Source organism: Bacillota bacterium, assembly GCA_009711825.1.
Taxonomy (GTDB): Bacteria; Bacillota; Proteinivoracia; order UBA4975; family VEMY01; genus VEMY01.
In genome coordinates, this window is the sequence record VEMY01000021.1 from 1 (window position 1) to 26,203 (window position 26,203).

A 26,203-nucleotide genomic window follows, 5' to 3' on the forward strand; every position below is an offset into this window, starting at 1 on the left:
CGAATACTTCGCAAAGATTGGCCTAGTGCCTGCCTACTGGCTGTATTACACAAAACAGTATGGCTTCACAATTGAGGACTACATCAGGAGGATGAAGGAGAAGCAGAGGAAGCACCATGCAAGGAAGGTCGAACGCGCAAAAGAAAAAGGCCGGGAGTATTACACTCCTGACCGAGTTCGTAAAATGGAATATGCCCAAAGACTTGCAACGACTTAGTTCAGGCCAAAACACATTGGTAAGCCGTATGCCTTAGCAGGGCACGTGCGGTTTGATGAGGGGGTAGCCATGAGAGTGGTTACCCTACTCTATTGCCGTTTCTAGACGCTGAATCAGCAGGTCCAGGTCAACGTTTTTGCGGGAGCTGGCAATTTTCAAAGTGGCAAACTTAGCTACGGTTTTCCGCATAACTGGATTCTGGAGTTCAGTAAACCCAAGCTCGGTAAAAACCGCTTCAGTCTCAGGATGGGCAGCTAGGATATCGCCGACCCTGGATTCCGGAGTCAACTTCATCGTTTCAACACCCCTTCTCTATTGCTCTTGCTCGTTACGCCGCCGTTAACTAATCACTGCGGGGAAAGCTCAATGGTGAAGTAACCTTGGTCCTGGTAATACCAGGTTCTATAGCGGACAGGAGAAGTGAATTCGATGATAAACTCAAAATACAGTTCATCGGGAGAAAAACTACAGGTGATTATGCCAATCAATGGTGAACCAAGGGCATATTCCGCCAATTTCTGATCCCACTCTTTTTGTGCGCAGGCCTGGGCGTAAATTTGGATCGCCATTTTGTCTTGGGAATAGCGAATTTTGTAAGCGGGAAGACTTGCATTGTCTGTGGCTTTAAAATCGCCGATGTGGATAAACTCATTGCTGTTTCGGGTTTGTTCCCAACGGAAATCATCAACTCGCCCCACCCGCCCATGGGTGGAGGTAGGAATGCGTCGGTGGCTGCTGGTATAGTTTGTGTCGGTGGAAAACTCCGGCAAAGGACCGACCATCTGACCGTTATTGCCGTTGCATCCTGATAATAACTGGCAGATGCATACCAGAACGATTATAATAAACTTACCTATGTCACTCACCCTTACCTGATTTTAGGGGAGAGTTCGTCATTATACTTATAATTTCCTGCTTTTCACCAGAAATATGGAAAAATAATCATTGACACCCTGCGTATGTTCTGATAATATATACCCTGTGGGGGTATAGGAGGAGTAAGATGGTAACTGATAAACTTTATGACTTAATTATTGTCGGTGGCGGTCCGGCAGGTCTTGCCGCTGGTTTGTACGCCGGCCGGGCAATGATGGATTGTCTGATTTTGGAGGGACAGGGCCCCGGTGGTCAGGTTATGATGACTCACGAGATTGAGAATTATCCCGGGTTTATTGACCCTATTTCAGGTGGCAATTTGTCGGCTAATATGTACAGCCAGACGTTGCGGTTCGGTGTCGAGTTTGTGTCTCAGCCGGTGCGGGAGTTAAAGATCAATGACAAGATTAAGACCGTGAGAACTTCTGAAGGTGCTTTTCAGGCAAAAGCCGTTATTATCGCCACAGGTGTTACCCCAAGACTGCTTTCTGTGCCGGGCGAGGCAGAATATACTGGACGCGGTGTGTCCTATTGTGCAACCTGTGACGGCGCATTCTTCCGGGATAAGACGGTAGCAGTTGTCGGTGGCGGGGATACAGCAGTTAAAGAAGCGTTGTTTTTAACCAAATTCGCTAAAAAGGTCTATTTAATACATCGCCGGGACCAACTGCGGGCCGAGCCGGTACAGCGGCAGCGACTATTGGCCAGTCCTAAAATCGAGCCAATTTGGAATACCGTTGTCGGTAAAGTTCATGGGGATGGCAATCGGGTGACCGGGTTGAGCTTAAACAGCCAGCAAGGCGGCAGACCGCCCCAGGCCTTGCATGTTGATGGCGTGTTTGTGTTTGTAGGTCGCCAGCCCATGGGTCCCATGGAGGGGACAGGGCTGATTGTTGACACAGATGGGTATATTAAAACTGATGAGGATATGCAGACTAATTTACCCGGTGTTTACGCTGTGGGCGACGTGCGCAGTAAACGTTGGCGCCAGATAGTTACTGCGGTTAGCGATGGCTGTATTGCTGCGCTAAGTGCCGCCGAATATATCGAAGAAAATTTCAGGGAGGAAGACTAATGGTTAAATCAATTACTGCCGGAGAATTTAAGGATACGGTTTTGGCCTCGGAGCGCCCGGTTTTGGTGGATTTCTGGGCTGAATGGTGTGGTCCTTGTCGAATGGTAGCGCCGGTTGTGGAGCAGATTGCAGATGAGCTGGCAGACCGTTTGGAAGTTGTAAAAGTTAATGTGGATGATGAGTCAACTGTGGCTGCCGAATACAACATTTTAAGCATTCCGACGTTGATGGTCTTTAAAAATGGTGAAGTAGTCGAGACAATTGTCGGATTTCAAGCGAAACCCGATTTAATGGCCAAAATCGAAAAACATCTTTAAAAACCGGCTCAGCCGGTTTTTTTTTGACACTTTTCTCGCTCGGCGGCGTCCTACATATGAGAGGAAAAGGAGGTCGGGTTTATTGACAAGAGTAAAAATAGTTGTTGATTCAGCGTTGGACATCCCTAATGCAGCACTAACTGAGTATGGGGTAGTGCAGGTTCCGGTTTTGGTGCACTGGCAAGGCAAGGAGTACAAAGACAAAGTAGATATGGCTCCCGATCAGATGTTTAAAAAGTTTGCCGAGGTGCCGGAGCTGCCAACAACTTCTCAACCGGCTTCCGGAGAGTTTGCCAGGGTTTATAAGCATTTGCTCCAGGGGGCGGATGTGATTCTGTCTTTTCACATTGCAGCTAGTTTAAGCGGCACTTATAATTCCGCGGTAGCTGGAGCAGAGATTGTTAAGAATCCGGCAATCCAAGTATTTGACACAAATTCCGTTAGTATGGGCGGAGGACTGCAGGCTTTAACTGCGGCCAAGACTTTGGCGGCCGGGGGGACATGGCAAGAAGCTTTGGCATCAGCGGAGAAGGTGGAGGAACGGGTGATGATTCACCTGGTTCTTGATACTTTGAGCAATGTCTTAAAAGGAGGACGTACCCGTTTGGAAGCGACCCTGGCTCACTATTAAATATTAAGCCGCTGTTAGAAGTCACGGATGGCAAGATATCTACTGCCGGTCGCAGCCGCAGCCGCAAACGTTCCCTGAGCCAGTTGTTGGAGACAGTTGTAGCCGGGTGCCCGGATTGGGATGGGCATGGCTTTGTGGCTGCTGTCGGGCAAGGGGGCGCCAGAGAAGAACAAGCCCAATTTGCGGAAGCGTTAAAAGCCCGGCTGCCCAGGGCGGAAGTTATGCTGTATGATATTGGGATTGCGATTGCGACCCATGGTGGCCCGGGGACGCTAGGTGTTTGTTATTTTTGTAATGCTTAAACGGTGATGCCTTAAATGACCCTTTTGGGTCATTTTATTTTGTCCGGGAAGGAATTATCAGTGTTTTCTAGAAATAAGAGTGTGTGAAGTTTTCGTGCAAATCTTTCAGTTGAGGGGCAATGTCCGTGAATGTTTTAAAAAGGATAATCTTTAAACTGCATAAAGATTTCTGGCAGGTTTTGACGGTCTTGACAATCAGCTTAATTCTCATAATACTTACCTTCGGCTGGTATATTTCAATGAGTCGGTTCGAAACCAGCGTCCGACAGGAAATGCGCATGATCACCGATGCGCTGGATCGGTTTATCGATACCATCGAGTTGAAGGTGCTTTCAATCAATCATTATCTGGACTTTTGTGATTATGACCCGGAGTTGATGACAGAGTACGTTCAAGCTTTTAATGCCCGCAGTGACCATTTGATTGTAACCGGATTAACGTTGCCCTACACCGCAGAGATTATTTGGAGCGATCATGATTGTCAGGCGGCGGAACACACTTCGCTGCAGGAGCCGGCAACCAAATTCTTCAGTCATTCCGACGACTATTTGTTAATGGTTGTACCGCTGTTTGACCGAAATGGTCACTGTACTGGCTATCTTCACTGTCTTGTGTCTCTGGACTATATGCGTAGCTTTCTAAGGCCGGTTCCGCTAAATACTGATTTAGGGTTATGGATTATAGACGCCAACGGCGAGCAGGTGCTCGGCACCAACACCAGGGCAGCCAACACGCTTTTTGAAGCCCAATTATTAGAGCAAATCGACGTTTCCCAGGGCGGTCTGCAAAGAATCAGTCACCTGGATGCCATTACTAACCGAAATCACTATTTCGCCACCGCCGGTCCCGGGGGAGCCGGGGCAATCGTATCGGCAATCAACCATGTCAATTACTTAAACCGGGTAATTTCCCCCGGTCTCGGCAGTGAACTGGTAATCGGGCTGTTGGTGATGATGTTCGCCGGACTGGTTTGGCAGCATGTACGCTATATGAAACTAAAGACGACTTGGGCCCTAAATCTAGAAGGGTTGCAACAGTTGGAGTCAATTTCCACTATGGGTAAAATGGCGGCAGCCCTTGCCCATGAGGTGAAAAATCCAATCACAGTCATTGACGGCTATTTGCACCTGTTAAAGGCCTTTCCTGAGCGCTATGCCAACACAAGAACTTTGGAGCTTGTCAAGCGGGAATTGAAACGAATTATGATTATTCTCAATGAATATCTTGCCTTGGGGCGTCAGCCGGACAGCGCAGTTGCTCAGGTTGATGTCAACGAAATTTTGGTCGATATTGTTTCGCTTATGGACTTATACACCTATAAAGACAATGTGACTCTGTATTCTGATTTGGAGCCGGTGCCCAGGTTGATGGTTGACGCCGATAAATTGCGCCAGGTTTTTGTCAATCTTCTAAAGAACGCCATCGAATCGATTGAGGATGGAGGCACAGTGACGGTTGCTTCTAGGCGGTCTGAAGATGGGGGACTGCTGGTGACGATTACCGACACCGGTTCCGGGATTGATCCCTCCAATCTTCCCCGATTGGGCACGCCGTTTTTTACAACCAAAGATACGGGAACGGGCCTTGGTTTGGCCGTGAGTTACAAATATATTCACGAATTGGGTGGGAAAATTCAGGTGCGCAGCCAGCTTGGACGCGGAACAACATTTAAGATTTATTTACCGGGCGATGAATAATCGCCTTTTTTGTTGGTTAATTTTCAGGTCACTGACAAAAATTATCTAATGAGGGAGGTTGGATTATGGTCAAAGGATTGACGCTTGCAATCTGTATTCTTTTGTGTGTAAGCGGGCCAGCCCTGGCCACACCGGATTATGAGGTGGAGGAAGGTCGCTGGTTTACGCTTTATGACCAGGAGCATAATGTTTTGCTGCGCACAGGAATCAGGATTCATGTTGGAGACCGATTTTTAGCTGCAGACAATACGATGTATGAAGTTTACCGAGTTGATTATTCCCGGCTGCGGGCGTGGGCGCAGCCGACGGCCAATCAACCATCGCTTGCAATACCAAGCCAACAAGCCGAGGAACAGGGCCTCCCCGGCACTGAGCATAACCATATCGCGGTTTACCACACCCACAGTGGGGAATCTTATATTCCCAGCGATGGACTTGCCTCCACCGATCAACAACCGGGGGGTATATATGCTGTCGGGCGGGAGTTCAGCTTGCAGCTGGAGGATAATTCGATTGAGGTTACCCATAGCCAGGAAACCCATTTTCCATACAGCGGCTCATATCGTCGTTCCCGGGTAACCGCGCAAAACCTGATTGAGCAGGGTGTGGACGCAATTTTTGACGTGCACCGGGATGCTGCCCCTTGGGGGGAGTACTATGAAGAAATCGATGGCATGCAGATTACCCAGGTGTTACTGGTGGTGGGAACCCAAAATCCGGCATACAGGGTAAATGAAGAATTTGCCTGGCAGTTGAAAGCTGTTTCCGACAGCCAGTGGCCGGATTTGGTTAAAGGTGTTTTTTACGCCCGGGGTGATTACAATCAAGATTTGCATTCCCGGGCGTTATTGCTGGAGATTGGCGCTTATAACAATAACCGGGAACATGCTGAGGCAGGGGCCCGGAAATTTGCTGATATTGTTGATATAACTCTCTACGGTGAGCCGGAAGTGGCGCCGCTGCAGATGGAAAATGGCGGCGGCAATGGAGGGGTTGAGCAGGATCCTCGGCTTCAGTCTACAACCGATCCCTCGGGGGCAACCCGGGGCGGTGTCCTCAAAGGCCTGTTTACATTGCTTGGCCTGGTGGGGTTTGGTGGCACGGCGTATATGTTTATTAGCTTGGGCAGTTGGCAAGGTGTTCGGGATAAGCTGGTGGACTTCTGGCATAATGAATTTCGTGATCTGACTGCCCGAATTCCCTGGGAAAAAGCTCGTACCTCCTATTTGCTTAAGCAATTGCAGGCGATTAGGTTGGCGCCACCGGAAGTGCCCGAAAAGGTTCGGGACTGGTGGGACAAAATCCGTCGGCGGGATAAAGTCTGAAACTTGACGCCTCTGTTGGGTTAAAGTAGCATTAGAGTCAGGGGGGGAATTGGATGAAAATCGTTGCTGATTTGCATGTGCATACTGTGGCCAGCGGCCATGCTTACAGTACTGTACTAGAGAACGTTCGGGCTGCTGCCGATAGCGGATTAGAGTTAATTGCTATTACCGACCACGGCCCCTCAATGCAGGGAGGCCCCCATGTTTATCACTTTTCTAATCTGCGGGTACTGCCCCGGTCTATGTTTGGTGTGGAGATACTGCGCGGGATTGAGGCGAATATCATCGATACCGACGGAGCAATCGACCTCCCGGAGCGATTTCAGAAGTATATGGACATAGTGCTGGCCGGTTTTCATGCCGAATGCTTCCGACCCGCCAGCGTGGAGGAAAATACACGGGCAATGGTCGGCGCTATTGCCGGCGGCCAGGTGGATGTAATCGTCCATCCCGGCAACCCCGCCTTTCTGATTGATCCCGAGACAGTTGCCCGGGCGGCGGCTGAAAATAATGTGGCCCTGGAGATTAATAACACTTCTTTGCAGGGAGCGGTGCGTAAAGGGAGTCGGGAGAATTGTTCCGAAATCGCCGCCTGGGTGGCCAAGTCTGGTGGCAAAATCAGTATCGGCAGTGACGCCCATTTTGCAACTCAGGTGGGCGAATTGAGCGGGGCCGTTGACCTGGCTCTGAAAGCAGGAATAAAGCCGGAGCAGGTACTGAATACATCCCCGGACTTAGTAAACAAATTTCTCCGGGACCGGGGAAGACGGACGAAGATCCAGCCGACTCCGGTGGTATAGCGACCGCCTGCGGGCGGTTTTAACATAGCGGCCTTATCAAAAATCTGAAGGTGATAAAGATGCGTCCGCTTGCCGATTATCACACCCATACCCGATGGAGCCATGCCAGCGGCAGCATTAACGAAAATGTTGCTGCCGCCAGGTCTCTGGGCCTACGGGAAGTTGGCATTGCCGAGCACGGCCCCAATTTACTATTTGTAGGTGTGCCACGCCGACGCTGGCGACGTCTCCAGGCGGCAGTGCGGAGCAACGCCGCCGATGATCTGCGGGTGCTATTTAATATCGAGGCAAATGTGATCTCTGTGACTGGGAAATTAGATGTTCCCCGGGCGGTGACCGGTAACCTGGATAAATTGCTGGTGGGGCTTCATCCCCGGGTATGCCCGGCGGATCTTTCAAGTTGGTGGGCTTTTTACGGGCTCCGCTACCTGGCCTTGCTCAGCCGCAGCCAACGCCATAAATTATGGGATATGTTTACACGGGCAATGGTCAATTGCGTAGAAACTAACTCTGTGGACATCATCACCCATCCTGGGTATGGGCTGCCAATTGACACTAAAGAACTTGCTTTGGCATGTGCCCGCCGGGGGACTTTGCTAGAGATTAACTGCCGGCATACTCAAAATACAGCCAGGGATCTTAAAATCGCTGCGGCAGTCAAAGATGTCCGATTTGTTCTGGGCAGCGATGCACATAAGCCGGAACAGGTGGGGAGATTCGGCCCCGGTCTGTCCCTTGCCCGCGAGCTGAGGATTGATTCGGAAAGAATAGTGAATATGGGTTAGCAGGAAAAAGTTGCTTATCGGCGAAAGTTAAATTATAACGCCTGGTGGATGAGGGGTGAATTGATGGATCTAGTAATTGTTACAGGGATGTCCGGCGCTGGTAAGACTGTGGCGATGCACGCATTTGAAGATATGGGTTATTATTGTGTGGACAATCTGCCGCCACAATTATTGCCGAAATTCATCGAGCTGTGCGAACAATCAACCCGTGTAGAACGGGTGGCGGCTGTGGTGGATATCAGGGGGGGGCATTTCTTCGATCAAATGGAGGAGTTTGTCACCAGCTTGGCCCACCCTGCCCAGATTCTATTTCTGGAAGCAAACTCTGAAACACTGGTGCGGCGCTTTAAAGAAAGCAGGCGCGACCATCCATTGAGCGGCGGGGCCACCATCAGTCAGGGCATTGCCTTGGAGGGCAAGCGCTTGGAACCGCTGCGCTCCCGAGCTGATTACATCATTGACACCTCACGTATGTCGGCCGCAGACTTACGTAAAAAACTATTTTCTCTTTTCACCAGCAGCGGCCCGGGAAAAACTTTGAACATATCCGTGGTTTCCTTTGGATTTAAGTACGGTTTGCCTCTGGACGCAGATTTAGTATTTGATGTGCGCTTTTTGCCCAATCCCCATTATGAAGAGGCCTTGCGGGAGCTTACCGGTCAGCAGCAGGCGGTGCGGGATTATGTTCTCGGGTGGACAGTTACCCAGCAATTTATTAAAAAACTGAAAGATTTCCTGGAGTTTCTCATACCTTGTTATATAAAAGAGGGTAAAACTCAGTTGACAGTGGCTATCGGATGCACCGGAGGCAAACACCGGTCAGTAACTTTGGCCAATTTGTTTTGCGCATTTTTGCAGGAACTGGGACAAAACGCCGTAGCTGTCCACAGGGATATTGAAAAGGATTAGGAGGTGGCGGATTGCGCTGGCTTATTAAACTCTTGTACCCGGGTTTGGGAATAAAGCGTTGGCTGCTCCTCTTTCTTTTGGGGTTTATCCTGATCATTGCCGGCTTTATGGCTATGGTATTTACAGTGCCCGGACTGTTCATGGCAATTGCTGAAATTCTTCTGAGCTTAGTCTCCATCACCGGCAATGCCAGTGTTTATGCAGTGCTGTTCCTGGGGATGGGATTGGGATTGATGGGGTACGCAGTAATCAAGCTAATCCGCACATTGGTTGTTGGGCTTGCCCCCAGAAATGATAAGGTGGTTGATACCCTCTACCAGGCCCGCTATCTGCGCCGCGGACCCCGGGTGGTTGTTGTTGGCGGTGGCACTGGACTGTCAACGTTGCTCAGGGGCTTGAAATACTATACAAGTAACATTACCGCCGTCGTCACCGTTGCCGATGACGGTGGCAGCTCCGGCATTTTACGAGGCGAGTTTGATATGCCACCACCGGGTGATATTCGCAACTGTCTTGTGGCGCTTGCTGATACTGAACCTTTGCTGGAGCGATTGTTTCAGTATCGGTTCGAGAACGGGAGCGGATTCGCCGGCCACAATTTCGGAAATCTGTTTCTGGCAGCGATGACAAAGATTATGGGCTTCAAGGGGGCGATCCGTGAAATTGGCAAGGTTTTAGCTGTTCGGGGCACTGTTCTGCCCGTTACCACTGATAATGTGCGCCTGCAGGCAATAACCGAGTCGGGCGAGGTAATTTGGGGTGAGTCAAAGATTGGAGCAAGTTCGACCCGAATCAAGGAGTTGCGCCTTGTCCCTGCCGACTGCCGGGTTTTGCCAGATGTTATCGAGGCGCTGGCTAACGCTGATGCAGTCATTGTCGGCCCGGGCAGCCTCTACACCAGTATACTACCGAATTTGTTGGTTCCGGGGGTCAGCGAGGCAATTCGCAAGAGCAAGGCGCTGAAATTTTATGTGTGCAACATCATGACCCAGCTGGGCGAAACCCGAGATTATACAGCGGCTGACCATTTGCAGGCTGTGCAGGAGCATGTGGGAGGCGGATTGTTTGGGTATGTGGTGGTAAATAATAAACCGCTGCCGGCAGATGTGCTTGCCCGTTATGCCCAGGAGGGGGCAGCGCCTGTGAAGATTGACAGGGAGCGTCTGCGCAGTCAACGCGTACGGATTATTGAGGATAACCTTGTTCATATAGACCATGTTGCCTGGCATAATCCGGAGAAACTTGCCCGGGCAATTGTAAGTCGTTTAGCTGCCGACCTGGAGCGGCCCAAGCGTTTGCTTGATCTGCTGTTATGGGAGTCCCGGGTCCAAAAAATGCAGGCATGGGAGGAGCGACAGAATGGCTAAAGTTGATTGGCGGGCAATACCCTGGGGCGCCAGAGAAGTGTTTGTGTATATTCTGTTGTTGGTGGCAGCCCTGATTGCCTTGATTTTCCTCACCAGTCTATTGGGCTTTTTATTGGTCCCGCTATCGCCAATGCTTGCTATATTGTTGGCGGCCCTGGCCCAGGGCGCGGTGATGGTTGCGCTCATTTTTCTGCCTCGGGGCGTCCGGGGAAAAGAGGCCTGGCGCAATCTCGGTCTAGGCGCCATTTCCCGAATTCCCTGGTTAAAGGGACTGGGCGGTGGACTGGGGCTGCTGGCCGCTTCCTGGCTCTATGGTTTAGTGGTGAGCCACTTTGTGGAAGAGGTTCCCACCCAGGCAATCATCGAGCAATTTATGGAGTTTCAAACCCTAAGCGGGATGCTTGTTTTTGGCTTTTTAGTGGTTATACTGGCGCCCGTAACTGAAGAACTGGTCTTTCGGGGATTCATTTTTGGTGGCGTTCGAAACAATTTGGGTTTCTGGGGTGCGGCACTCTTCAGTTCACTGGCCTTTACAGTTATTCATCTCAGTTTCCATTGGGTTCCGTTTATCCAGATTCTGATTCTCGGGGTGGGGCTGGCCTGGCTGTATGAAGCAAGCCGCAATCTATTGGCGCCCATGCTTGCCCATGCCGTATACAATTTGGCGATTGCCATTTTGCTGGTCGTCAGCGGTTAGGAGGTGGAGAAATGTCCTTTGCCGCAAATATCAAGGGGGAATTGAGCCGGTTGCCGCTTCGGTCCGAGTGCTGTCGGCGTGCCGAGTTGGCGGCTTTGATTTTGATTAATGGCAATTTGCAGTTGAGCGCGGGCAACAGGATGTATTTGAATGTCGGCACTGAGCACGCCGCCATCGCCCGCCGGCTTTACAATATGTTTAAACTGGAGTTCGAAATCCAGCCACGGATCCTGGTCCGGAAAAAAATACGCCTCCGTAAAAATCTCAGTTACCTAGTGCAAATAGATAATCAACAAAAGTCGCGGGCGGTGGTCGCGGCATTGGGTATCTTGGGAACTGATAACAGCTTAAAGGCCGATACCGACAGTAGGCTGGTTGTCAGACGGTGTTGTAAGCGTGCCTATCTCCGTGGTTGTTTTATTGCTGGCGGGTCAGTCAGTAACCCTGAACATAGCGGTTATCATATGGAAATTGCCACCGAATATTCCCGGCAGGCATCTTTTATACAGACTTTGCTGGCGGAGTTTGGAATCAAGAGCGGCAACATTCAGCGCAAGCAGAATTTTGTTGTTTACATCAAGGATTCAGCGCAAATCGCCGACTTGCTTAGTTTGATAGGCACTAATCAGGGCCGTCTGATTTTTGAAAACGCCAAGATATATAAGGATATCCGCAATAATGTCAACCGATTGGTGAATTGCGAGACGGCCAACCTCAACAAAACAGTTAATGCCGCCCAACGTCAGATCGCGTCCATTCGCCGTCTGGAGCAAACGGTGGGGCTGGATTCACTAAGCCCGGGATTGCGTCTGGTAGCACGATTGCGGCTAGAGTTCCCAGAAGCGACGCTTGAAGAGTTAGGGGCGGCAGCAACCCCTCCCTTAAATAAATCTGCAGTCAATTATCGTCTGCGACGATTGCAAAAACTGGCGGATGAAATTTTACCCTGACGTACCGAAGATTTTATAGTATAATCTATTCTCAGAAGCAGATAAGGAATAAAGGAGGTTATCAACTATAATGGTGGAGCGCAATGTAACAGTAACCAACAAAACGGGCCTGCATGCCCGCCCTGCGGCCATGTTTGTTCAAAAAGCAGGTCAGTTCGTTAGCGAAATTACCATTGTCAAAGGCGAGAAAGAAGTCAGTGCCAAGAGTATTATGGGCGTAATGTCTCTGGCCATCTCCCAGGGAACTGAAATTACCATTCGTGCCAACGGCGACGATGCCCAGCAGGCAGTTGACGCTTTGGTTGAGTTGGTGGAAAGTTTTACTGAGTAGTCTTTAAGCCGGGGATTCCCCCGGCTTTCGACGTACGTCCCGGATTAGTTGTCAGCGGGTAAATTTTTGCGTAGAATTGAGGATAAGAACATACGGAAGCGGGTGAAGTAAATGAACAGTGCGTTAAAGCTTTTGTCCCAGTGGTTGGCGGCGAACCAGTATTCATTTGCATTTGTCAACTCTACCCTGAATGTGTTTTATCTCAGCAATTTTTATTGTCAACCCCATGAGCGGCTATTGGGGCTGCTGGTATTTCCCAGTGGTGAACCTGTCTTAGTCTGCCCTTTGATGGAAGTGGCCCGGGCGAAGAGCGAAGGTTGGACTTATGAAATCATTGGCTACAATGATAGTGAGGACCCTTGGCAAAAAATTGCTGCAATTGTTGGCGACCGGGTTGGCCCTGAGCCGGTAATCGCTGTAGAGAAGGAGCAGTTGCCGCTGTTCCGGGCAGAGGCGCTGCAAAAAACTTTCCCCGGCTGCCGCTTTTCAGCAGTGGAAGCCAAGTTACGTGAACTGCGCAATATCAAGAGTGACGGGGAAGTTCAAGTCCTGCGGGAAGCTGCCGCCCTGGCCGACAAAGCGGTGGAGATTGGAGTTGCCGCGCTGGCGGAGGGTAAAACCGAGATGGAAGTGGTTGCCGAAATCGAATACAATATGAAAAAATTAGGTGTAGCGAGGATGTCCTTCCCGACCATGGTTCTTTTTGGCGCCAAATCAGCCGAATCTCATGGTAGTCCCGGAGATACCCGTTTACAGGCCGGTGACTTGGTTCTGTTTGATTTGGGCGTGGTTCATAAAGGTTACTGCTCAGATATAACCCGGACTTTTGCGTTTAAATCGATTACTCCCGAGTTTGAAAAAATCTACGAAATCACTCTCAAGGCCAATGAGGCGGCAATTGCCGCCAGTGCTCCAGGAGTGCGGGTAGGCGATATTGACAAGGCGGCCCGGGAAGTAATCACTGCCGCCGGCTACGGTGAATACTTCACCCACCGGGTCGGACACGGTCTTGGCATCGATGTGCATGAATACCCCTCAATGAATGGTGAAAACGATGATCTTTTGGCCCTGGGTATGGCATATACAATTGAGCCCGGAATCTACCTGCCAGGTCGTGGCGGCGTGCGCATCGAAGACGATGTAGTTATCACCGCCGACGGATGTGAGACGCTGACCAAGTTCCCTAAGCATTTGCAGATTATCGGTTAACAAAAAGAGACAGCCCAGTCGATGACTGGGCTGTATGGTGGCATAAACACATCTGCCGGCAACTTTCAGTTTGCACCCGGCCGGCTTTCGCTTGGCAACCGGTTCCCGTCTGTATTTCTGGGAAATTTCAATGTGGTTCAGGTGGTCTGCACGGGCAATCTGGTAGTAATCGGGGACCTGCGCTGCATCATAAAACATTTGCTTGCACCTCCTGCTTATTTGTGAATTAATTGAGAACTAAGCCAATGGGCAACGGCGGCCAGGTTATGATGTTCGGGAAAGTAGCAGACCCAGGTCCGGCGTTTTTCTTTGCGGACCAACCCGGCCTGTTCAAGAATTTTTAGATGGTGTGATACTGTTGGCTGGCTAAGCTTGGTGACATTGACAAGATCGCTTACGCAGCCGCCAAGTTCATGTTCGGATATATGTGTGCAACAAGATTGTTTGCCGGCCAGCAGCGCTTGAATGATAGCGAACCGGGTAGAATCACTAAGTACTGCCAGGCACTTTAACATCTCCGCAGTTTTCAAGCGACATTCACCTCTGTAAATATTTATGTTTATCTATATTATACGCGAGAGCGGTTTCGTTGTCAAGAAAAGGATATCTGTTTTTCTAAGAGAAATATAATATAAATAACCAGTGGGGAGTGAGCCGCGGTGGAATGGCAACAGGTTCTGGAGTTTTGGCAAAACTATTTGCGTGAATACACATTTGCATTTGGCCTATTTTTAATTTTTTTTATCGGGGCTAAGCTGTTTTCGCGTTACATGGTGCGGGTGCTGTTGTTTTTCGCATCCCGGACCAAGACGGATTTTGATACCAGGGTAGTACAATCTTTCAAGGGGCCCTGCTTTTGGTTCATAAACAGTCTGGGCGTGTATTTCGCTGTCTTATACTTGCTTAACGCCCATGAAAACATTGAATATCTGCCTTTGTTGAACACCCTATTCAGCACCGTTGTGATTATTGTGATAACGGCCGGTTTTTATAATCTAACCAGCACATCTTCAGATCTGTTCCTGAGGATTGGCAACAAATATGGTTTCGATAGAATTCTGCTGGCCTTTATCTCCAAGGTTTTGCGGATTGTGTTTATAGCCATCAGCGCTACAATCATCGCCCAGCGCTGGGGATTTGATGTCAACGGCTTTATTGCCGGTCTCGGGATTGGCGGTCTTGCCTTCGCTCTGGCAGCCCAGGACGCGATAGCCAATGTCCTGGGGGGGATGGTGATTATCGCCGAAAAGCCGTTTAATATTGGTGATTGGATACTGACGCCCGAGGTTGAAGGGACCGTTGAAGATATAACCTTTCGCAGCACAAAGGTGCGCACTTTTGCCCAGGCATTGGTTACGGTGCCCAACAAGGCAATGGCCAATCAGCCCATCACAAATTGGAGCCAGATGGGGCGGCGGCGGATAACCTTTAATCTTGGCGTGACCTATTCCACACCCAGGGAAAAACTGCAGACAGTGGTCACTAAAATTAAGCAAATGTTAGTCGGCCATAAAGATATTCATCCCGAGACGATTTTTGTAAACTTCGATGCCTTTAAAGACAGCAGTCTCGACATATTTATTTACTGTTTCAGCAAGACAACCAATTGGGGAGAATTTCTTAAGGTCAAAGAAGATGTCAATTTCCGCATCATGGAGATACTGGAGCAGGAGGGAGTAAGTGTTGCCTTCCCATCCCGAACCGTCTATTTGGAGCCGGACAGGGGGAGGCCGGACAGGGGGACAGGTCCTGTGTCCGGGGAAGCTGAGTAATCCGAGTGACATTTAGCCAGGAGCGGTTCAATTAGAACCTCGTTCCTGGCTAAATTTATAAAAAAATATCCGTCCAGTGACGGATATTAACGATTGTATTTGCGGTTGAATTTTTCCACCCGGCCGGCAGAGTCAACGATTTTTTGCACACCGGTGTAGAAAGGATGGCATTTGGAGCAAATATCCACACGGATATTTTCCTTTGTAGAGCCGGTTTCGTATTCTGCGCCGCATGCACAGGTTGCGGTGACTTTGTGATATTTGGGATGAATATCTTTTTTCATGCTGTTATACCTCCCTCCAGCGCATAATTATTCTAGCATATCTAGAGTCTGGATTCAAAAAACTATACCCAACGACTATTTTTGCAGATGCAAAATATAAAGTCAAGCATTATCTACTAATGTGGTATTGTTTGTTAACGGAGTGTGGGAAGGAATTAGCTGGGTTTAAGCGAATATATATGTATCACAGTACGGGAGGTGCAGCAATGCGACTGGAATACAATCTAGAACTCAAGCAAACGCAGAAACTGCTAATGACACCCCAGCTGCGGCAGGCAATCAAGTTGCTGCAACTACCGGTTTTGGAGCTTACCGCTTATCTGGACGATCAATATATGGAAAACCCCCTTTTGGAAATTGAGGACACGGAGGAGGACAATGGCGAGCAGGAGCAACAGGTGGATGAACAGTTGTTTGACCTGGACTGGGAGCAGTATTTTCAGGACCGGGACACCGGTGAGCCCCTGGCCGCGGATAAACAAAATAAATTTGAACTGGTTACCGGCAATGAGTATACCTTGCAGCAGCGCCTCCATCAGCAATTAAGTCTTGTCAACTTGGACCCGGAAACTGCCCGGATCGCCCGTTATATCGTCAACAATTTGGATGACAGTGGTTACCTTAATATATGTTGCGAGGAAGTGGCTGCAATTTTGCAAGTAGAGCCGGCAGCTGTAGATGCCGCCCTGGCAGTAGTGCAGGGGCTTGAGCCCGCCGGTATTGGCGCCCGTGATCTCCAGGAGTGTCTGCTTCTCCAGCTAAAATCACGGGACGACATACCCCCATGCACCCGGGAGATTATCAATGATTACCTGCCTGTTGTGGCGAAAGGCAAGATTCCACTTTTAGCAGAGGCCCTGGATGTTACGCCGGCGGTGATTCAAAAAGCGGTGGACTTTATTAAAACACTAGACCCGAAGCCGGGGCAGAGTGTCACCAGTGAGCGGGATGCCGGGCATATCGTTCCAGATATCACCGTCTTGGATGTAGGTGGCAAATGGATGGTGATGGTTAACGACAGCTACACACCGCGACTGCGAATCAATCCTTTTTATCAGCGGTTGCTCAAGGCGGCGGATTCGGATGAAACCAAACGCTTTTTGCGGGACAAACTTAATTCGGCGTTATGGCTGCTGAAAGCGGTGGAGCAAAGACGCTCTACGCTGCACAAGATTACCGAATTTATTATAGAGTATCAACAGGACTTTTTTGAAAAAGGGGTTAAATTTTTACGCCCCCTGCGCTTGCGGGATGTGGCAGAAGCCGTTGAGGTCCATGAATCCACAGTCAGTCGGGCGATTAACGGCAAATATGTGCAGACTCCCCGGGGATTGTATGAGTTGAAGTATTTCTTCTCGGTCAATCTTGAAACCAGTGATGGAGGTGGCACCTCCAGCACCGGCGCCAAGAAAGAATTGCAGGATTTGGTGGAACAAGAGGACCCGACCCGACCTCTGACCGACCAGCAATTGTCTGAGAAATTGAAAGAGCGGGGGATACGTATTTCCCGCCGCACTGTTGCCAAATACCGGGAAGAACTGGGAATTGCCAGTTCAACTTTACGAAAACGTTGGGATTAAGGAGCGGCTGTCGCTCCTTTCAATTTTTGAGGAGGGATTACATGTCATGTTTCCAGTGATGCGTCGTTCGGATCTGGAGTTGCCCCGGGAGAAGCTGCTGACACTGCTGGCTGACGCCGATTGGATATCGGTCGCGTTTAACTCCCCTTTGGGGTATCCATACATAACAGCGGTTAACCACGTTATTTTTAAGGAAAGGGTATATTTTCATTGTGCTTCTGAGGGGTTCAAATTGGACTGTCTTGAACAAGACCAGCGGGTCTGTCTGCAGGCTGTTGTCGCCGCGGAAATTATTGCTGAGGAATATACTACCCGTTATTTAAGTGTCACAGCTTTTGGCCGGGCACGCCTGTTGGAGTCCAAAGAAGAAAAACGGTTGGTTCTGATTGAACTGATGAAGCGGTTTGCGCCTTCTGTAATGCCAGAATGTATTTCACAAGATCACGGCGGGCTGAGTGTTGTGGAGGTTGTAGTCGACCACGTCACTGGCAAGGGGCGCTGGCGGTGATGGCGCTGCCAGCTAGCCAACCGGTTGCAAAGGCGGCATGGAGGTTGAAGCCCCCGGTATGCCCGTGGTAATCCAGGACTTCCCCCGCCAGGAATAGGCCGGAAACAATTTTAGATTCCATGGTCCGGGGATTGACTTCCCGCAAGTGCACTCCCCCCTGGGTGACCATTGCTTTGTCCATGCCCAAAGTGCTGACGGCTTCCAACCGGCAATCCTTCAGGTTGCCGGCTAGTTTTTGCAGAGTCGATGTGGCCAGTCCCTTAACGGGAGTATCGGGGGCCAGTTGCTGGGCCAGTTTTCGGGGCAGGAGTTCGCCCAGGGCGTTGACAACGGTTTTCTCCGCATGTTTTTGCATGTGACGGCAAATTGTGTCTGTGCCCAGATCCGGTAGCAAATCCAGGGAGATGATAATCGTTTGCCGGCGGGATAGGCCTTGAGCGACAGCCCAACTGTTGTCCAAAATAGCTGGTCCGCTGAGACCAAAATGAGTAAAAAGTACATTGCCTCGGCTATTTGCGGCAACTTTGCCGCCAATCAGAACCGAGACATCAATATTTCGCAGGCTGGTTCCAGAAACCATCGCCGGCCAACCCTCCTGGGTTCGGATTGGCACCAGTGCTGGCTGTGGCGGGCGGACGGTATGTCCCAGTCGTGCCAGCAGCGGCCAGCAACTTCCGTTGCTGCCTGTCTGGGGCCAGCTCACGCCTCCAGGAGCAAGGATTAGCCGCTTGCATTGAATTGGTGCATCGTTGATTTTTACCTGGACTATCTTCCCGTCCACACAGTTGATATCTGTGAGTTTGGCTTGGTAATGGAAATCTGCTCCCTTGTCGGCGAGGAACTGACAAAGCCTGTCTGCCAGGTCGCGACCATTGAGTTGACTAGGGTAACATTTGCCGTTGTCTTCGCTATGTATATTGATTCCCAGTTCGGCCATCTCCGCCTGCAGGGCATAAAAATCAAACTGTGTAAGGGCAGGACGGAGAAACTTGGTATCCATCAGCCCATTGAGCAAGTCACCGCTGTTGGTGAGGTTGCAGCGACCGCCGCCGCTGACTGCCAACTTGTTCCCTACTTTGGACTGGTGTTCAAAGATTTGCGGTTTGCCCCCTGCCCGGGAGATTGCCATGGCGGCAAAGAGGCCGGCAGCGCCGGCGCCAATTATCATCGTCATTTTTCTTCCAGCCCTTCTATATAGCTTGATTCCTCGATTTATTATACAATCTCTTCGTATGTAAACGCCAGCACCAATAATAAGTTAGGGGTTGTTGGTGATGGCAAGTAATGCTATAATTAATCCAGATATTTTTTTGCCCCTGCTGGGACGAAAAATGCCTGGCGGGACACTTTGCGACCCGGGGGGGTGCTCTATGGATCAGTTTATTGATGTCCAAAAGGCCATCGCTCCTGAATTGCAGACAGTGATTCAGCGTCGCTATATGGTCTTGCGGGCGATTGCCCAGCTCGCGCCGGTAGGGCGGCGTACTCTAGCTGATGTACTCAAAATCGGTGAACGCGTTATCCGCACCGAAGTGGATGTCCTTAAGGTGCTGGGGCTGGTTGAGGCCGGCATCGGCGGCGTTGTTCTCAGTAAACGCGGCGAGGATGTTTTCCTGGCGCTGACCCCTTATGTCAAGGAAGTTCTGGGCCTGCCACGACTGGAAGAACTGGTGGGTGATGCCTTGGGCATAGAACGGGTGATTATTGTCCCCGGAGACAGCAATCGTGACCCACTGGTCCGACGGGAATTGGGGCGTGCGGCAGCCCGTCTGCTTCAAAAAGAGCTAAAGAACGATGATGTGGTGGCGATTACCGGTGGAACCACAATGGCATATGTGGCGGAAATGGCTCGCACCAGTCGGCAAAAGGTAACTGTTGTCCCGGGAAGAGGCGCCCTTGGGGAGCGGGTAGAAATCCAGGCCAATACAATTGCTGCCCAACTTGCCCAGGCCCTGGGCGGGAAGTACAAATTGTTGCATGCGCCTGACAATCTCAGCCCTCAAGCCATGGAGGAGTTGGCCAGGGATCAACGAATCGCCGAGGTTTTGGAGTTAATTAGAAACGCTTCTGTGCTCATCCATGGTATTGGCGATGCCCAAGAAATGGCGCGGCGTCGGGATACGCGTCGAGAGCAGCTGGCCCGGTTAGAGGATTTGGGGGCGGTTGCCGAGGCTTTCGGTTACTATTTCAACGCTCAGGGAGAAATTGTCTGGCAGGTTAACAGTATCGGTTTGCGGCTCAGTGACCTTGTCGGCATTAATATGATTATCGCGGTTGCTGGCGGCGCCGACAAGGCCCGGGCAATTCGGGCAGTGGCGGCCCACCACCGGCAGCATATCCTGATAACTGATCAAGGCGCCGCCGACGCGCTATTAAATCTCTCCCGTTAATCTGTGCAATACCCGCTTTTTGGGTATTAATATTATTACATGAATAGAAGGAGGAGTTTATTGTGGCTGTAAAAGTAGGGATTAATGGTTTTGGTGCAATCGGAAGAAGGGTGTTTCGGATTGCCCATCGCAACCCGGAGATTGAGATTGTGGCGATTAACGATCTCACGGACGCCAAGACTCTGGCCCATCTGCTAAAGTATGACTCAACATACGGAACATTTGAGGCCCAGGTTGAGGCGGGTGAAAACTCAATCATCATCGACGGAAAAGAACTGGCTGTGAGTGCGGAGCGAAATCCTGCCGACATTCCCTGGCAAAAGCATGGTGTGGACATTGTAGTTGACGCTACCGGTATTTTCCGTTCCAAAGATAAGGTGTTGCCCCACATTCAGTCCGGTGGCGCCAAAAAAGTTATTATCACAGCTCCGGCCAAGGAAGAGGACATCACTATTGTCATGGGAGTTAATGACGACAAATACCAGGCGGATAAACATCATGTTGTGTCCAACGCCTCCTGCACCACCAACTGTCTGGCGCCTGTGGCCAAGGTACTTAATGATAAATTTGGACTGGTTAAGGGCTTGATGACCACCGTTCATGCGTACACTAATGATCAGCGCCTGCTTGATTTGCCACACAGCGATTTGCGTCGGGCCCGGGCAGCCGCGGTTTCGATTATCCCCACCACCACCGGCGCGGCCAAAGCTGTCAGCCTTGTGCTGCCGGAACTGAAAGGCAAACTGAACGGTTTTGCCCTGCGGGTGCCTACTCCTACTGTTTCAGTTGTAGATCTTACTGCCGAGTTGGCAACACCGGCAGATGCTGAGACTGTAAACGAAGCATTAAAAGCAGCCGCTGAAGGTGAAATGCAAGGCATCTTGGGTTATTCCGACGAGCCTTTGGTGTCAATTGACTATAAGGGTTCTGACTACTCTTCAATTGTTGACGCTCAGAGCACAACTGTGATTGACAATATGATTAAAGTAGTCTCTTGGTATGACAATGAGTGGGGCTACTCAAGACGGGTAGTAGATTTGATTAAACTGATGGCTGACCGAGGACTTTAGGGCGCTGTGAAAGCGCCCTTGGGTTCGATGGAGGTGGAGAAATGAAGTGTAAATCAATCCGTAACCTTGATGTCGGGGGTAAGCGGGTGTTGATGCGGGTAGATTTTAATGTTCCGATGTCCAACGGCGAAATTGCTGACGATACCCGGATTCGGGCGGCACTTCCTACGATTGAACATCTGCGCAAGCAAGGCGCCCGGCTTATCTTGGTGACACATCTGGGGCGGCCCAAAGGAACGGTCAAGGAAGAATTGCGCCTGGGGCCGGTGGCAAAACGGTTGGGTGAGCTGCTTGAAACCCCAGTCAGTAAGCTGGACAGTAGTGTCGGTTCAGAGGTTCAGGCTGCAGTGGCTCAACTGCCCGAGGGCGGCGTGCTTCTGTTGGAAAATATTCGCTTTTACCCTGGCGAAGAAAAGAATGACCCTGATTTTGCAAAAGATCTGGCTTCTGTGGCGGATGTATATGTCAATGACGCCTTCGGTACTGCCCATCGCGCCCATGCCAGCACTGTCGGCGTGGCCGCCCATCTACCAGCTTATGCTGGATTGTTGATGGAAAAAGAAATTGAGATGTTAGGTGGCGTGCTTAGCGCTCCCCGGAGTCCGTTTGTGGCGATTATTGGCGGAGCCAAGGTTTCGGATAAAATCGGCGTCATCAGAAATCTGCTGGACAAAGCGGATACACTGATTATCGGCGGCGGTATGGCCAATACCTTCCTCGCTGCCCAAGGAATTGAAATGGGCGCTTCCAAGGTTGAAGCAGATAAACTGGAGCTTGCCCGGGATTTGTTGGCTGAGGCTGGGGAAAAAAGTGTCAAATTCTTGCTGCCAGCGGACCTGCTGGTAGCAGATCAGTTTTCTGCCGAAGCTGCCCGACAAATTGTCAGCGCTGAACAGGGGGTTCCTGATGAGTGGATGGCCCTTGATATTGGTCCCCTGGCCAGGAGACGGTTTGCTGAGGTGGTTAAGGAAGCTGCCACAGTGGTCTGGAACGGTCCCATGGGTGTGTTTGAGTTTGATGCCTTTGCCCATGGCACAGAGGCCGTTGCCCAGGCATTGGTCGATAGCAAAGCTTTTTCTGTGGTCGGTGGCGGCGATTCCGCCGCTGCGCTGGAGAAATTAGGCAAGACTGATGCAGTGAATCATATTTCTACCGGTGGCGGCGCCAGCCTGGAGTTCCTAGAGGGAAAATCACTGCCGGGGATTACGATTTTGTTGGAGGGACAGTAATGAACAGACGCCCGGTTATAGCTGGTAACTGGAAAATGAATGTCACCGCCGGTGAAGCAGAGTCTCTATTGAATCAATTGAAAGCAGAACTTGCCGCCGTAGGTGATGTGGAAATTATTGTTTGCCCGTCGTTTACAACCTTGGCTGTGGCCTGCCAACGCCTGGCTGGCACCGGAATCAATGTTGGCGCCCAGAATATGCATTGGGAAGCAGAGGGCGCCTATACTGGAGAAGTATCCGGTCCCATGCTTAGCGATTTGGGATGCGGTTATGTAATTCTTGGACATTCGGAGCGCCGCGCGTATTTTGGCGAAAGCGACGGAGATGTTAATAAAAAATTGTTTGTTGCCTTGAAACATAAACTGACACCAATTGTTTGCGTAGGGGAAACCTTGACCGAAAAAGAAGCAGGACGGACGGAAGCGGTTTGTGAACAACAAATTCGTGGTTCGCTGGCCAATTTGACGCCTGGTGATTTAGAGCAGATAATAATCGCTTATGAGCCGGTATGGGCAATCGGTACCGGCCGCACAGCGACTCCCGGTGACGCCCAGGCAGTGATCGGTTTTATCCGGAATTTATTGCGCACTGATTTTGGTTCAGCTGCGGATAAAGTGCGTATTCTATATGGTGGCAGTGTTAAACCAGATAATATTGCCGGCCTGATGGCAGAAGCGGATATTGACGGCGGCCTTGTTGGCGGCGCCAGTCTCGACCCGGCCGGATTTGCCCAAATTGTCAAGTATAAGGATTGATGATTGTGACAAAACAAGTAGTCCTGACGATCTTAGACGGCTGGGCCCTGGGTCCGGACCATGATAATGCAATTAAAGCTGCCCATATCCCCAGTTATCGAAAACTGAAGACAGAGTTTCCGTATACCACTTTAAAAGCCAGCGGCCTCGATGTTGGTTTGCCCCCGGGACAGATGGGAAATTCCGAGGTTGGACATTTGAATATCGGCGCCGGCCGAGTGGTGTACCAGGATTTAACCCGGATTAGCCGCGACATTCAGGAGGGGAAGTTTATCAACAATCCTCGGCTGAAGCAGGCAATGTCCGGCACTGTCCATCTTATCGGTCTGCTTTCCGATGGCGGCGTGCACAGTCATACCGATCATTTAGAGGCATTGTTGCGGATGGCCAAGCTCAACAAGGTAGAAAAGGTTTGGGTACATCCCTGGCTGGATGGTCGCGATGTTGCCCCCACTTCAGCGGTTCAGTTCCTGGAATGGCTTGAAACGACCTGTAGGCGCATTGGTATTGGCGCGATTGCCACAATAAGTGGCCGCTATTATGCCATGGACAGAGATAAGCGCTGGGAACGGGTGGAAAAGGCCTACGCTGCCATGGTTCAAGGCGAAGGCCGACAGGCAGAAGACGCGGTAGAAGCGGTTCGCGTCGCCTACGTCCAGGGCCAGACCGATGAGTTTGTTGAGCCGATTGTGCTTGATTCAGATGGACTGATAGCAGACGGAGACAATGTTATCTGCTTTAACTTCCGTCCTGACCGGGCCCGGGAGATAACCCGCGTTCTTACCGATACAGATTTTGCGGAGTTTAAGCGGCGTATTTTTCCAGAGGTAAATTTTTTGTGCATGACCCAGTATGACGAAACCTTCCCGCTACCTGTGGCCTATCCTCCGGAAGTGCTTGAGAACACCCTTGGGCAGGTGGTCGCGGATGCCGGCCTGAAGCAATTGCGAATCGCCGAAACAGAAAAATATGCCCATGTCACTTATTTTTTCAATGGTGGCGACGAGACTAAGCTGCCGGGTGAGGATCGGGTGCTTATCCCTTCGTCAAAGGTGGCGACATATGATTTGCAGCCGGAGATGAGTGCTATCCCGGTTACTGATGCGGTTTGTGAGCAGATCGCTCAGCAAAAATATCAATTGGTGGTTTTAAATTATGCCAACCCGGATATGGTTGGCCATACCGGCGATTTTGAGGCCACTGTTCGGGCCTGCGAAGTTGTTGACAGTTGCCTGGAGCGAGTCTGGCAAGCGACGCGGGAGGCAGGCGCAGTGCTCTTAATCACTTCCGACCATGGCAATGCTGATCAGATGCGTGATGCCCAGGGCAATCCCCACACCGCCCATACGGCGAATATTGTCCCGTTGTTAATGGCCGGCGCCACAGGCAATTTGCGGGATGGCGGGGCGCTATGTGATATTGCGCCAACAATTCTAGAGCTTTTGGGTTTGGATAAACCCGATCAAATGACAGGCAAAAGCCTGCTAGTTAAGGAGTGAGTGATATGACGACTATTATTGATGTCCATGCCCGGGAAGTTTTGGATTCCCGGGGTAACCCAACGGTAGAGGTCGAAGTGGTTTTGGCCAGCGGTTTTATGGGACGGGCGATTGTACCTTCTGGGGCATCCACCGGCGCTTTTGAAGCTGTCGAGTTGCGCGATGGCGACAAGTCCCGATATTTGGGCAAAGGGGTAACCCAGGCGGTGGAGAATGTAAACGAAATTATTGCTCCCGCTCTGCTGGATTACGATGCTTTGAACCAGGAACATATTGATGGCATGCTGGTGGAGTTGGATGGCACTGAAAATAAAGGCAAGTTGGGCGCCAATGCAATCCTGGGCGTTTCCATGGCTGTGGCCCGGGCTGCTGCAGCGGCTCTGGATTTGCCCCTCTATCGCTATTTGGGCGGAGTAGCCACCAAGGCGCTGCCGGTGCCGATGCTCAACATCCTCAACGGCGGAGAGCATGCCGATAACAACGTGGATATTCAAGAATTCATGGTTATGCCCGTGGGGGCAAAGGATTTTCGGACCGCTTTGCGTATGGGCGCAGAAATTTTCCATAACCTCAAAAAAGTGCTCCAGAGCCGCGGTCTTAATACCGCTGTCGGCGACGAAGGAGGATTTGCGCCCAATCTAGATTCCAATGAATCGGCCTTGAAGGTAATTGTTGAAGCAATTGAGGCCGCCGGTTATACACCCGGTGAAGATGTGGTGCTGGCCTTGGATGTAGCTGCTACTGAAATCTACCGGGATGGCAAATACCATTTGGCTGGAGAAGGCCGGTCACTGACTGGTGATGAACTGACCAAATTCTATCAGGAAATGGTCGAAAAATATCCAATAATATCAATTGAAGATGGCATGGCAGAAGATGATTGGGATGGCTGGATTAAGCTACACCAAGCCCTGGGTGCCAAGGTACAATTGGTGGGCGACGACATTTTCGTCACCAATCCAACCCGGCTTGCCAAAGGCATTGAACTGAAAGCCGCCAATTCAATCCTCATCAAACTGAACCAGATTGGCACTGTCAGCGAAACATTAGCTGCAATCGAAATGGCAAAACGCGCTGGATTTACTTCGGTAATCTCCCACCGCTCCGGAGAAACAGAAGATACATTTATCGCCGATCTTGCTGTCGCCACCGGCGCTGGGCAAATTAAAACCGGTGCACCCTCACGCACCGACCGTGTTGCCAAGTACAACCAATTGCTGCGGATTGAAGAAGAGCTTGACGCTGTTGCTGTCTACCAGGGCAGGGCAGCCTTGGCCAAATAATTCTGCTGCAGGGGCAATCAACGCCCCTGCAGTTGTGTTTTGGCCAGGCCTGTGATAAAATACCTTGTGGTCTTATAGAATTTGGGAGGTGGCATTGGTGGAGAACATTATTCTAAAATTGCTGCATGTGGTTCTGGCCATCGGCGTTATTGTCGGTGTCTTGATGCAATCCGGTAAAAGTGCTGGTTTGTCTGGCGCAGTAGGCGGTGGCGCTGCCGAGTCCTTTTTTGGTAAGAAAAAGGGTTTGGAAGAAAAGTTGTCCCGCGTTACCACATTCGTGGCAATTTTGTTTATGGTTAGTTCAATCATTCTTGCCTTTATAGTTAGTTAATGCCCTTTACGCCC

The 26,203-nt window shown here is 50.6% G+C and carries 29 protein-coding genes; 24 read left to right on the forward strand and 5 right to left on the reverse strand.

Translation table 11 applies throughout. The features are described 5' to 3' along the window. Positions 1-301: 301 nt before the first annotated feature. Both FH749_07555 and FH749_07560 read right to left on the reverse strand, forming a co-directional pair. Positions 302-511 carry a DUF1858 domain-containing protein gene (locus FH749_07555; GenBank protein MTI95330.1) on the reverse strand — a complete coding sequence of 70 codons (210 nt, stop codon included), beginning with the start codon at positions 509-511 and terminating at the stop codon, positions 302-304. Between the two features lie 53 nt (positions 512-564). Next, the gene (locus FH749_07560; protein MTI95331.1) at positions 565-1,083 is read right to left on the reverse strand and encodes a hypothetical protein; all 519 of its coding nucleotides are present in this window, start codon (positions 1,081-1,083) and stop codon (positions 565-567) included. A 137-nt stretch (positions 1,084-1,220) separates the two neighbouring features. Between FH749_07560 and trxB the strand changes: the two genes are divergently transcribed. From trxB to FH749_07630, 14 genes are all read left to right on the forward strand, one after another. Continuing rightward, positions 1,221-2,168 (forward strand): thioredoxin-disulfide reductase, encoded by a 948-nt coding sequence (trxB, locus tag FH749_07565; GenBank protein ID MTI95332.1) that lies wholly within the window; start codon positions 1,221-1,223, stop codon positions 2,166-2,168. Beyond that, on the forward strand, positions 2,168-2,485 hold the full coding sequence (gene trxA / locus FH749_07570; protein MTI95333.1) for a thioredoxin: 318 nt from the start codon (positions 2,168-2,170) through the stop codon (positions 2,483-2,485). Before trxB ends, trxA begins: the two co-directional genes overlap by 1 nt. After that, positions 2,478-3,116, forward strand: a complete 639-nt coding sequence (locus FH749_07575) for a DegV family EDD domain-containing protein (GenBank protein ID MTI95334.1) — start codon at positions 2,478-2,480, stop codon at positions 3,114-3,116. The genes trxA and FH749_07575 overlap by 8 nt, the downstream gene beginning before the upstream one ends. 2 nt (positions 3,117-3,118) lie before the next feature. Then, a complete protein-coding gene (locus FH749_07580) occupies positions 3,119-3,418 on the forward strand; it encodes a hypothetical protein (protein ID MTI95335.1) in 300 nt (99 codons plus the stop codon). Between the two features lie 119 nt (positions 3,419-3,537). Continuing rightward, entirely contained in the window at positions 3,538-5,115 is a 1,578-nt protein-coding gene (locus FH749_07585; GenBank protein ID MTI95336.1) for a hypothetical protein, read from the forward strand. Positions 5,116-5,180: 65 nt separating this feature from the next. Further along, on the forward strand, positions 5,181-6,440 hold the full coding sequence (locus FH749_07590; GenBank protein ID MTI95337.1) for a hypothetical protein: 1,260 nt from the start codon (positions 5,181-5,183) through the stop codon (positions 6,438-6,440). Positions 6,441-6,493: 53 nt separating this feature from the next. Next, the gene (locus tag FH749_07595; GenBank protein MTI95338.1) at positions 6,494-7,240 is read left to right on the forward strand and encodes a phosphatase; all 747 of its coding nucleotides are present in this window, start codon (positions 6,494-6,496) and stop codon (positions 7,238-7,240) included. Positions 7,241-7,299: 59 nt separating this feature from the next. After that, the gene (locus FH749_07600; GenBank protein MTI95339.1) at positions 7,300-8,025 is read left to right on the forward strand and encodes a histidinol-phosphatase; all 726 of its coding nucleotides are present in this window, start codon (positions 7,300-7,302) and stop codon (positions 8,023-8,025) included. A 48-nt stretch (positions 8,026-8,073) separates the two neighbouring features. Then, positions 8,074-8,934, forward strand: a complete 861-nt coding sequence (gene rapZ, locus FH749_07605; GenBank protein MTI95340.1) for an RNase adapter RapZ — start codon at positions 8,074-8,076, stop codon at positions 8,932-8,934. A gap of 107 nt (positions 8,935-9,041) precedes the next feature. Then, entirely contained in the window at positions 9,042-10,301 is a 1,260-nt protein-coding gene (locus FH749_07610) for a YvcK family protein (protein ID MTI95341.1), read from the forward strand. Continuing rightward, a complete protein-coding gene (locus FH749_07615) occupies positions 10,294-10,998 on the forward strand; it encodes a CPBP family intramembrane metalloprotease (GenBank protein MTI95342.1) in 705 nt (234 codons plus the stop codon). The genes FH749_07610 and FH749_07615 overlap by 8 nt, the downstream gene beginning before the upstream one ends. Positions 10,999-11,009: 11 nt before the next feature. Then, the gene (gene whiA / locus FH749_07620) at positions 11,010-11,948 is read left to right on the forward strand and encodes a DNA-binding protein WhiA (GenBank protein ID MTI95343.1); all 939 of its coding nucleotides are present in this window, start codon (positions 11,010-11,012) and stop codon (positions 11,946-11,948) included. 70 nt (positions 11,949-12,018) lie between these two features. After that, positions 12,019-12,279 carry an HPr family phosphocarrier protein gene (locus FH749_07625; GenBank protein MTI95344.1) on the forward strand — a complete coding sequence of 87 codons (261 nt, stop codon included), beginning with the start codon at positions 12,019-12,021 and terminating at the stop codon, positions 12,277-12,279. 111 nt (positions 12,280-12,390) lie between these two features. Next, the gene (locus tag FH749_07630) at positions 12,391-13,488 is read left to right on the forward strand and encodes an aminopeptidase P family protein (GenBank protein MTI95345.1); all 1,098 of its coding nucleotides are present in this window, start codon (positions 12,391-12,393) and stop codon (positions 13,486-13,488) included. Between the two features lie 215 nt (positions 13,489-13,703). Here the strand turns inward: FH749_07630 and FH749_07635 are convergent, their stop codons facing one another. After that, positions 13,704-14,003 (reverse strand): winged helix-turn-helix transcriptional regulator, encoded by a 300-nt coding sequence (locus FH749_07635; protein MTI95346.1) that lies wholly within the window; start codon positions 14,001-14,003, stop codon positions 13,704-13,706. Between the two features lie 255 nt (positions 14,004-14,258). On the opposite strand from FH749_07635, the gene FH749_07640 reads away from it, so the two are divergent. Continuing rightward, the gene (locus tag FH749_07640) at positions 14,259-15,260 is read left to right on the forward strand and encodes a mechanosensitive ion channel family protein (protein ID MTI95347.1); all 1,002 of its coding nucleotides are present in this window, start codon (positions 14,259-14,261) and stop codon (positions 15,258-15,260) included. A gap of 86 nt (positions 15,261-15,346) precedes the next feature. Here the strand turns inward: FH749_07640 and rpmE are convergent, their stop codons facing one another. Beyond that, entirely contained in the window at positions 15,347-15,544 is a 198-nt protein-coding gene (gene rpmE, locus FH749_07645) for a 50S ribosomal protein L31 (GenBank protein ID MTI95348.1), read from the reverse strand. Positions 15,545-15,663: 119 nt separating this feature from the next. On the opposite strand from rpmE, the gene rpoN reads away from it, so the two are divergent. Then, positions 15,664-17,124 carry an RNA polymerase factor sigma-54 gene (gene rpoN / locus FH749_07650; protein MTI95349.1) on the forward strand — a complete coding sequence of 487 codons (1,461 nt, stop codon included), beginning with the start codon at positions 15,664-15,666 and terminating at the stop codon, positions 17,122-17,124. Positions 17,125-17,170: 46 nt separating this feature from the next. Next, on the forward strand, positions 17,171-17,632 hold the full coding sequence (locus tag FH749_07655; GenBank protein MTI95350.1) for a hypothetical protein: 462 nt from the start codon (positions 17,171-17,173) through the stop codon (positions 17,630-17,632). On the opposite strand, the gene FH749_07660 is transcribed toward FH749_07655, so the two are convergent. Then, complete coding sequence (locus tag FH749_07660; protein MTI95351.1) at positions 17,607-18,806, reverse strand: aminoacetone oxidase family FAD-binding enzyme; 1,200 nt, start codon at positions 18,804-18,806, stop codon at positions 17,607-17,609. The two genes, FH749_07655 and FH749_07660, sit on opposite strands and share 26 nt — an antisense overlap. A gap of 100 nt (positions 18,807-18,906) precedes the next feature. On the opposite strand from FH749_07660, the gene FH749_07665 reads away from it, so the two are divergent. The 7 genes from FH749_07665 to secG all read left to right on the forward strand — a co-directional run bounded on the left by FH749_07665 (position 18,907) and on the right by secG (position 26,189). Next, positions 18,907-20,022: a hypothetical protein gene (locus tag FH749_07665; protein MTI95352.1), complete on the forward strand. Its 1,116-nt coding sequence runs from the start codon at positions 18,907-18,909 to the stop codon at positions 20,020-20,022. A gap of 62 nt (positions 20,023-20,084) precedes the next feature. Further along, positions 20,085-21,092: a type I glyceraldehyde-3-phosphate dehydrogenase gene (gene gap, locus FH749_07670; GenBank protein MTI95353.1), complete on the forward strand. Its 1,008-nt coding sequence runs from the start codon at positions 20,085-20,087 to the stop codon at positions 21,090-21,092. Between the two features lie 41 nt (positions 21,093-21,133). Beyond that, positions 21,134-22,321 (forward strand): phosphoglycerate kinase, encoded by a 1,188-nt coding sequence (locus tag FH749_07675; GenBank protein ID MTI95354.1) that lies wholly within the window; start codon positions 21,134-21,136, stop codon positions 22,319-22,321. Further along, on the forward strand, positions 22,321-23,076 hold the full coding sequence (locus FH749_07680; protein MTI95355.1) for a triose-phosphate isomerase: 756 nt from the start codon (positions 22,321-22,323) through the stop codon (positions 23,074-23,076). The genes FH749_07675 and FH749_07680 overlap by 1 nt, the downstream gene beginning before the upstream one ends. After that, a complete protein-coding gene (locus FH749_07685) occupies positions 23,076-24,575 on the forward strand; it encodes a 2,3-bisphosphoglycerate-independent phosphoglycerate mutase (GenBank protein ID MTI95356.1) in 1,500 nt (499 codons plus the stop codon). The genes FH749_07680 and FH749_07685 overlap by 1 nt, the downstream gene beginning before the upstream one ends. 5 nt (positions 24,576-24,580) lie before the next feature. After that, positions 24,581-25,858, forward strand: coding sequence for a phosphopyruvate hydratase (locus FH749_07690; GenBank protein ID MTI95357.1), 1,278 nt, complete (start codon positions 24,581-24,583; stop codon positions 25,856-25,858). Positions 25,859-25,952: 94 nt separating this feature from the next. Then, positions 25,953-26,189, forward strand: a complete 237-nt coding sequence (gene secG / locus FH749_07695) for a preprotein translocase subunit SecG (GenBank protein MTI95358.1) — start codon at positions 25,953-25,955, stop codon at positions 26,187-26,189. Positions 26,190-26,203: the final 14 nt, after the last annotated feature.

What these genes read in the sequence shown, in the direction of transcription:
- trxB (MTI95332.1), top strand. Translation starts at nt 1,221, where the DNA reads ATGGTAACTGATAAACTTTATGACTTAATTATTGTCGGTGGCGGTCCG.
- FH749_07600 (MTI95339.1), top strand. Translation starts at nt 7,300, where the DNA reads ATGCGTCCGCTTGCCGATTATCACACCCATACCCGATGGAGCCATGCC.
- FH749_07640 (MTI95347.1), top strand. Translation starts at nt 14,259, where the DNA reads ATGGTGCGGGTGCTGTTGTTTTTCGCATCCCGGACCAAGACGGATTTT.
- trxA (MTI95333.1), top strand. Translation starts at nt 2,168, where the DNA reads ATGGTTAAATCAATTACTGCCGGAGAATTTAAGGATACGGTTTTGGCC.
- whiA (MTI95343.1), top strand. Translation starts at nt 11,010, where the DNA reads ATGTCCTTTGCCGCAAATATCAAGGGGGAATTGAGCCGGTTGCCGCTT.
- FH749_07680 (MTI95355.1), top strand. Translation starts at nt 22,321, where the DNA reads ATGAACAGACGCCCGGTTATAGCTGGTAACTGGAAAATGAATGTCACC.
- FH749_07610 (MTI95341.1), top strand. Translation starts at nt 9,042, where the DNA reads ATGGCTATGGTATTTACAGTGCCCGGACTGTTCATGGCAATTGCTGAA.
- FH749_07625 (MTI95344.1), top strand. Translation starts at nt 12,019, where the DNA reads ATGGTGGAGCGCAATGTAACAGTAACCAACAAAACGGGCCTGCATGCC.
- FH749_07660 (MTI95351.1), bottom strand. Translation starts at nt 18,806, where the DNA reads ATGACGATGATAATTGGCGCCGGCGCTGCCGGCCTCTTTGCCGCCATG.
- FH749_07630 (MTI95345.1), top strand. Translation starts at nt 12,391, where the DNA reads ATGAACAGTGCGTTAAAGCTTTTGTCCCAGTGGTTGGCGGCGAACCAG.
- rpmE (MTI95348.1), bottom strand. Translation starts at nt 15,544, where the DNA reads ATGAAAAAAGATATTCATCCCAAATATCACAAAGTCACCGCAACCTGT.
- FH749_07585 (MTI95336.1), top strand. Translation starts at nt 3,538, where the DNA reads ATGTCCGTGAATGTTTTAAAAAGGATAATCTTTAAACTGCATAAAGAT.
- FH749_07555 (MTI95330.1), bottom strand. Translation starts at nt 511, where the DNA reads ATGAAGTTGACTCCGGAATCCAGGGTCGGCGATATCCTAGCTGCCCAT.
- FH749_07675 (MTI95354.1), top strand. Translation starts at nt 21,134, where the DNA reads ATGAAGTGTAAATCAATCCGTAACCTTGATGTCGGGGGTAAGCGGGTG.
- FH749_07635 (MTI95346.1), bottom strand. Translation starts at nt 14,003, where the DNA reads ATGTTAAAGTGCCTGGCAGTACTTAGTGATTCTACCCGGTTCGCTATC.
- FH749_07690 (MTI95357.1), top strand. Translation starts at nt 24,581, where the DNA reads ATGACGACTATTATTGATGTCCATGCCCGGGAAGTTTTGGATTCCCGG.
- rpoN (MTI95349.1), top strand. Translation starts at nt 15,664, where the DNA reads ATGTGGTATTGTTTGTTAACGGAGTGTGGGAAGGAATTAGCTGGGTTT.
- rapZ (MTI95340.1), top strand. Translation starts at nt 8,074, where the DNA reads ATGAGGGGTGAATTGATGGATCTAGTAATTGTTACAGGGATGTCCGGC.
- FH749_07590 (MTI95337.1), top strand. Translation starts at nt 5,181, where the DNA reads ATGGTCAAAGGATTGACGCTTGCAATCTGTATTCTTTTGTGTGTAAGC.
- FH749_07685 (MTI95356.1), top strand. Translation starts at nt 23,076, where the DNA reads ATGATTGTGACAAAACAAGTAGTCCTGACGATCTTAGACGGCTGGGCC.
- FH749_07595 (MTI95338.1), top strand. Translation starts at nt 6,494, where the DNA reads ATGAAAATCGTTGCTGATTTGCATGTGCATACTGTGGCCAGCGGCCAT.
- FH749_07665 (MTI95352.1), top strand. Translation starts at nt 18,907, where the DNA reads ATGGCAAGTAATGCTATAATTAATCCAGATATTTTTTTGCCCCTGCTG.
- FH749_07655 (MTI95350.1), top strand. Translation starts at nt 17,171, where the DNA reads ATGTTTCCAGTGATGCGTCGTTCGGATCTGGAGTTGCCCCGGGAGAAG.
- FH749_07615 (MTI95342.1), top strand. Translation starts at nt 10,294, where the DNA reads ATGGCTAAAGTTGATTGGCGGGCAATACCCTGGGGCGCCAGAGAAGTG.